The 6,159-nt window shown below is 35.4% G+C and carries 8 protein-coding genes; 6 read left to right on the forward strand and 2 right to left on the reverse strand.

What is annotated here, in order from left to right; genetic code table 11:
- The first annotated feature begins 31 nt into the window (after window positions 1–31).
- From EC501_RS06480 to EC501_RS06500, 5 genes are all read left to right on the forward strand, one after another.
- Window positions 32–868 (forward strand): flagellar hook-basal body protein, encoded by an 837-nt coding sequence (locus tag EC501_RS06480; protein ID WP_122971479.1) that lies wholly within the window; start codon window positions 32–34, stop codon window positions 866–868.
- Window positions 869–885: 17 nt separating this feature from the next.
- Window positions 886–1,725, forward strand: a complete 840-nt coding sequence (locus EC501_RS06485) for a flagellar hook-basal body protein (protein WP_122971480.1) — start codon at window positions 886–888, stop codon at window positions 1,723–1,725.
- A gap of 47 nt (window positions 1,726–1,772) precedes the next feature.
- Window positions 1,773–2,054 carry a DNA-directed RNA polymerase subunit beta gene (locus EC501_RS06490; protein WP_174232660.1) on the forward strand — a complete coding sequence of 94 codons (282 nt, stop codon included), beginning with the start codon at window positions 1,773–1,775 and terminating at the stop codon, window positions 2,052–2,054.
- Between the two features lie 76 nt (window positions 2,055–2,130).
- Window positions 2,131–2,568, forward strand: a complete 438-nt coding sequence (gene fabZ, locus EC501_RS06495; RefSeq protein WP_122971481.1) for a 3-hydroxyacyl-ACP dehydratase FabZ — start codon at window positions 2,131–2,133, stop codon at window positions 2,566–2,568.
- Window positions 2,569–2,726: 158 nt separating this feature from the next.
- A complete protein-coding gene (locus EC501_RS06500; RefSeq protein WP_122971482.1) occupies window positions 2,727–3,197 on the forward strand; it encodes a hypothetical protein in 471 nt (156 codons plus the stop codon).
- A gap of 73 nt (window positions 3,198–3,270) precedes the next feature.
- On the opposite strand, the gene EC501_RS06505 is transcribed toward EC501_RS06500, so the two are convergent.
- Window positions 3,271–3,696: a YwpF family protein gene (locus EC501_RS06505; RefSeq protein WP_122971483.1), complete on the reverse strand. Its 426-nt coding sequence runs from the start codon at window positions 3,694–3,696 to the stop codon at window positions 3,271–3,273.
- Window positions 3,697–3,949: 253 nt separating this feature from the next.
- Here EC501_RS06505 and EC501_RS06510 point away from each other — a divergent pair, with 253 nt between their 5' ends.
- Window positions 3,950–4,366 (forward strand): single-stranded DNA-binding protein, encoded by a 417-nt coding sequence (locus EC501_RS06510; protein ID WP_122971484.1) that lies wholly within the window; start codon window positions 3,950–3,952, stop codon window positions 4,364–4,366.
- Between the two features lie 474 nt (window positions 4,367–4,840).
- Here the strand turns inward: EC501_RS06510 and EC501_RS06515 are convergent.
- A partial coding sequence (locus EC501_RS06515; protein ID WP_122971485.1) for an IS1182 family transposase occupies window positions 4,841–6,159 on the reverse strand: 1,319 nt, incomplete at its 5' end.

The raw sequence follows: 6,159 nt of genomic DNA on the forward strand, positions 1-6,159 counted from the left end.
ATGTCATTAAACTTTAATAGAGGTGATACTTATGTTTAAAGGCTTTTATACTGTTGCAACAGGAATGGTATCCCAACAAAGAAAGACAGAAATTATTACAAACAATATGGCCAACGCCAATACCCCTGGATTTAAAGCGGATCAGTCAACTATTCGTTCCTTTCCGGACATGCTTTTATCAGCTGTAGGGAATACTAATATACCTACAGAAAATGGATTGAAGTTTACCGAAGCAAATCCAATTGGTTCATTAAATACAGGTGTATACTTACAAGAAACGTTAGGAAATTATACACAAGGTTCTATTTATGAAACAAGCCAAAAAACTGATGTAGCGTTAATAAACGGTGCAATGCCTGTTGATGAACAGTCAGGTCAGACTGGAACAATCTTTTTCCGCTTGGAACATCCAGATGGTGGAGAAGCCTATACACGAAATGGTAATTTTACGCTAGATGGTCAAGGATACTTAGTTAATAGTCAAGGGCTATATGTTTTATCAGCTACTGGAGAACGTATTCAATTACCTAGTGATGATTTTAGCCTTTCACAAGACGGAAACATTTATGTTGAGGGCGAAGTAGTAGCAACGCTTGGTGTTTCTTTTTCTGAAAATCCTGATGTATTAGAAAAACAAGATAACGGATTATTTCGTACTGTAGACGGTGCTGAACTTCCTTCAGCTTATGGGCAAGAGAATGTAACCTTCTCGATGCAACAAAGTTTCCTTGAAGGGTCTAATGTTGATTCAGCCCAATCAATGACAGATTTATTAACTGCTTATCGTGCCTTTGAAGCAAATCAAAAAGTTCTTCAAGCATATGATAAAAGTATGGACAAAGCAGTAAATGAAATCGGAAGAGTTTAAAGCGAGGGGGATTATTCATGCTACGTACAATGATAACAGCGACCAACACATTAGGACAGTTACAAAGTCAAATTGACACAATAAGTAACAATATTTCTAATAGTAATACAGCTGGTTATAAAGCCAATGAAGCGACCTTTTCTGAACTTCTTTATCAACAATTTAATAATGAAGAAATGGATAGAACGGTTCGTAATTCACCAGTTGGGATTCGTTATGGTGTAGGAGCATACATCGGTCAAATTCAAACGAACTTTTCCCAAGGCTCTTTACAAACAACAAATCGCGATTTAGACCTTGCATTTACGAAGGAAAAGCAGTATTTTAATATTTTGATGCCAAATGGTGAAGATGGTCAACGTTTAGTTTATTCACGCCAGGGTGATTTTTATGTAACACCTGTAGAAAATGGTCAAGTTATGCTTGTGAACGGTGATGGTTACCCAGTTGCTGATAGTAACGGTAATGCCATTTATTTCCCTGATAATGTGACGGACTTCAATTTAACTAATGATGGTACATTACGTGTAAATTTATCTGATGGAGAAACTTTAAACTTTGAGTTAGGTGTTACGGAATTACATACTCCTCAATTGTTAGAACATGTATCTGGTACATATATTGCACTCCCTGCCAATTTTGATGAATTAGGTTATAATGAAGAAGACGTATTAACAAATTTACAGGGTGGCGCTCGAGTAAATATCGGCATGATGAACGGTGCATTGGAGTCTTCTAATGTGGATCTTTCTACAGAGATGACAAATTTAATTAATGCCCAACGTAATTATCAATTTAATTCACGGGCTATTTCAATTGCTGATCAAATGTTAGGATTAATTAATGGGATTCGATAATAACTGACGGCAAAACTTTAACAAATTTTTCTAAGGGGAGAACGGCAATGTTTAATGTATTAAAAAAAGAATCAGTAAAGCCGAGTGTTCCTCAAGAAGAAAAAAAAGAAAAAAGGGACAAAACGATTGCTGAAAAGCCAATGAGATGGTATAGTTTTCGTCTTTTTCCTATTTGGTTAAGAATTCTCCTCGTGCTTATTTTACTTATTATCGCTGCAGTTTCAGGATTAATGATAGGTTTTGGCGTGATAGGTGATGGAGAAGCAATGAATGTGCTAAAATGGGGAACATGGCAACACATCATTGATTTAATGGAAGGAAAAGAATAGTGGGGTAACTGTTCTTTTGCAATTTTATTATTTCAATTCATTCGAATATACATAAATTTTTAAGGGGGAATGGGAAATGCTAACAGCTGAACAAATTCAGGCCATTTTACCACACCGTTATCCATTTTTATTAGTGGATCGTATTATTGAAGTTGAAGAAGGAAAACGAGCAGTTGGATTAAAAAATGTATCGATTAACGAAGAATTTTTTAATGGCCATTTTCCAGGATATCCAATTATGCCGGGAGTATTAATCGTTGAGGCATTGGCTCAAGTTGGCGGCGTGGCATTATTAAAATCTGAAGAATATAAAGGCCGTCTTGCTTTTTTAACGGGAATTGATAACTGCCGTTTTAAACGTCAAGTAGTACCTGGCGACCAATTAAAACTAGAGGTTGAATTTGTGAAACTACGCGGTGCAATGGGGAAAGGACATGCTATTGCAACGGTAGAAGGCGAGCTTGTTTGTGAAACAGATATTTTATTTGCTATTGGTCCAGTTCAACCAAAATAAACGATTTTTATTTACATAAAATAACAATGTAAAGTTTAAAAAGAATAGCAAAAATAGTTACATCTTTTTTTCGGATAGTTCCTTCCTTTCTCGGGTACTCTATGACTAATCACATTCCTTATGTGATGGAGTGTAAAAGTTGAAAGGAGGGATTTTTTATGTGGAAAAAACCGGTTTTTGCATTTATTTTAGGGACAGCATTATTAGTCGGATGTAATAATAACGGTGAAGATGCTGCTGATGAAGTAGGAGAAGACATCAATGAAGGTGTTAATGAAGTCCAAGAAGGTGTAAATGAAGGTGTCGATGAAGTCCAAGAAGGTGCAAATGACGTCCTTGAAAACGACTCCTACGATAACGGAAATGATGTAAATAACGGTACAAATGATGCAGTAGGTGAAGATTCATATAATGATGCCAACCGTGGTCCTGAAGGTGAAGATTTTAATGCTGAAAACGGCACTGACAATACTGAGGACCAAGACGGTGTACAAAATAGCAACGGTGCTGGACAAAATGGTGTTTCCGGTGAAGTCAATAATAACGACGAACGCATTTTAGAAGGTAACCAAGAAGATATCATTGAAGATGAAAAAGATCTCAATGACCGTGATAATCAAGATGAATAATGTAATGAAATAATGATTGCACTAACAGGATACAATACAAAAGAATCGTCTCTAAGAGGCGATTTTTTTGTATTTACAATTCCTTCAAGCGAGGTCTTTCACGCATACCCTTTTTAAACTGTGTAAGCAATTCCTCATTTGTTAAATTTTCATTTAATAAATTTTTTAATAACTGTTCTGCATATTTATTACGTTTTGTTTTGATAGTACCTTTCAGTAACACTGAAATTCGATTTCCAATTTCTCGAATATCGCTAACGACTACTTTAAATGGGGCGGGTTCATTATCTGGAAATGAAATAATTACATGTACTTCGATTAAATCCCCTGACTCCTTATATGTCTCAAAAATCGTTTGATGCTCTTTCGATATAAAGAGCTCTAATATCCACGAATTTCTACTATTTTCTTGATTGATGACGATGCCATCAATTAAGGGAATATTTAGTACTCCATCTTCATTTACCAAATCAAACGAAAGCATTTTAAAAGTCTTCATTCACTTTCCCCCAACTACAATTTAGTTAATTTTAGTATAACATAGAAAAAATGCGAAATTTATTATTTGCCCCTTTCAATTTTAAGCTGGACAGTCTTACAGTCGTCTAGTCTAAAAAGAAATTTAATAATTTTTTGCTTCGTTGAAAATGTATTTTTCAACTTTAAAAATTGGCCAAATCCCAATTTTCAGATTTTGCCAAAATTAAGTGCTCTGGTTATTATAAAAGCGTGGTCGAAAGGAGGTGAAGATTATGAATCAAGTCGGACTAGTCGGCCGATTGACCCGAGATCCGGAACTTAGACAAATCTCGGAAAATCGAGTCCAAACAAGTTTTTCTATAGCCATTAATCGAAACTTTCGAAATAATCAAGGCAGTGTAGATGCTGATTTTGTTCCTTGCGTAGCATGGGGAAGGCTTGCAGAACGAATCGTAAAATATTGTGGCAAAGGATCATTAGTTGGTATTAACGGCCGATTACAATCTAGATCCTATATGAATCGAGATAATTTGAAAGTATACACCGTAGAAGTTGTTGTCGATGATGTACGATTCATTATTTTAAAATCGCCTCAAAATGATGTTGTCCATCGAGAAATGGAGCAGCGTTTTGAAATGGAAAATGAATTTATACTTCCGGAAAATGGCGAACTTGCTTCTGTACCTTAAATAATGGGGAGTATTTAAGAACCAAGTATTTGAAGTCTTGTGGAGTCAATTTGTTGTTGAAGGTATGAATGAAGAAAATGATGAAATCTCTCTAAAAATCTTTTGAAATTGATTGTTGAACTCTATATACGGACCCTCTTATAGTTATTATTCAAACGAAACATAGAAATTAGTACCAAGAACAGTGTTAGTATCTTTGTGAAAAAATTCTTCCTAAAAGCAATTCTGTATCGAACAAATGGATAGGGGAGGTGATAATGAAAACACTACTGCTTGACCGCACAGTAGTGATCCCATTCCTCCTAAGCTCTACATAGTAATCCTTTTTAATAGGGAACACGTAGAGAAATGAACAATTAAATATGGATTTGGAAAAGTGAAAAGGATAACGAGAGACTGTAAAAAGAGGCTGGGACATAACTAGCTTCAAATAGTGAGAAAGGTCAATTTGAGGAAACTCAAATTGACCTTTCTCTATTTTTGTATGTAAATTCTCTTTTTCTTTAGTTGATGGCCGTGAATTTTTCTTAAATTCACGGCCATTAACGCGAGGCCCATTTCGTTTTCTACCTTCGATTTTCCTCGTACAGAAAATCGAGTGAAACGCAAATTAGCCTTCAAGAATCCAAAAACTGGTTCCACATCGATTTTACGTCTTCGATAAATGGCACTTGTTTTCTCTTCTGAAAGCTTCACTCTTACATATTCTTTTTGCTGTTCCCATTCTTCATTCACCAGTAGTTTTCGATTGTTGCCTTCTTTTGCTTTGGTACACGATAAACGGAATGGGCATCCCGAACAGTTTTCACACTCGTAAATTTTAAGCTTCCGTTGGAAGCCTGTACGGTCATTACGGACAGAATAATATTGAAATTCAAGACGTTTTTTATTTGGACAGGTATATGTATCTGTTTCTTCATCATACGTCCAGTTGTCGGGATTAAATCTGTTTTGTTTATACTTTTTCTTTTGTTCTTTCAAATACATACTGTACGTAATAAGAGCTTCTCGTTTTCTGTTCGAAAGGATATCATGAAAGTTTTGTTCACTACCGTAACCTGCATCTGCGACAATGTGTTTTGGTAACTCAAAATAATGCTGCTCAATCTCATCTAGAAATGGAATTAACGTACGTGTATCTGTTGGATTTGTATATATACTATAGGCAAGCGTATATTGACCTTCCGTTGCGATTTGTACATTATATCCAGCTTTTAATTGTCCGTTTTGCATATAATCATCTTTCATTCGCATAAACGTCGCATCTGGATCTGTTTTAGAATAGCTATTGCGTGTACCGAAGATTTCAAAGTCTCTTTCGTATTTTTGTTTACGTAGGACAAAATCAATCAACTGCTTGCGCACTTGTTTCGGGTATTTCCGTTCATTTCTTAAGGCTTTTCGTTCTGGAACATCTGATGATGTTTCAATTTGTTTATCATACTCAGTTACGACATCGTCCACTTTTTGAACCAATTGAGCGAGCTCTTCCAATGTTAACTGTTCATCGCTTTCACGTTGAATTTCAGGTATGATTTCACTCTCTAGTAACTCATTGTATAGCTGGTTTGACTTTTCAATTAAACTTTGATGATATTTTTCAATGGTTTTCTTCCAAACAAACGTAAATTTATTCGCATTCGCTTCAATTTTTGTACCATCGATAAAAATTGCTTCTTGATCAATAAGCTTTTCTTCAATCAATTGGCAACGGAATTGAACGAAACATTGACGAATTAAATCTTTCACTTCTGGTTGAATACGGAATCGGTTGATTGTACGGTAGCTTGGTT

This window comes from Lysinibacillus halotolerans (genome assembly GCF_003711845.1).
In the GTDB taxonomy this organism is placed as follows: Bacteria; Bacillota; Bacilli; order Bacillales_A; family Planococcaceae; genus Ureibacillus; species Ureibacillus halotolerans.

Coding starts and splice junctions, on each gene's coding strand:
- EC501_RS06510 (WP_122971484.1), top strand. CDS start 3,950: ATGAATCAAGTCGGACTAGTCGGCCGATTGACCCGAGATCCGGAACTT.
- fabZ (WP_122971481.1), top strand. CDS start 2,131: ATGCTAACAGCTGAACAAATTCAGGCCATTTTACCACACCGTTATCCA.
- EC501_RS06500 (WP_122971482.1), top strand. CDS start 2,727: ATGTGGAAAAAACCGGTTTTTGCATTTATTTTAGGGACAGCATTATTA.
- EC501_RS06505 (WP_122971483.1), bottom strand. CDS start 3,696: ATGAAGACTTTTAAAATGCTTTCGTTTGATTTGGTAAATGAAGATGGA.
- EC501_RS06480 (WP_122971479.1), top strand. CDS start 32: ATGTTTAAAGGCTTTTATACTGTTGCAACAGGAATGGTATCCCAACAA.
- EC501_RS06485 (WP_122971480.1), top strand. CDS start 886: ATGCTACGTACAATGATAACAGCGACCAACACATTAGGACAGTTACAA.
- EC501_RS06490 (WP_174232660.1), top strand. CDS start 1,773: ATGTTTAATGTATTAAAAAAAGAATCAGTAAAGCCGAGTGTTCCTCAA.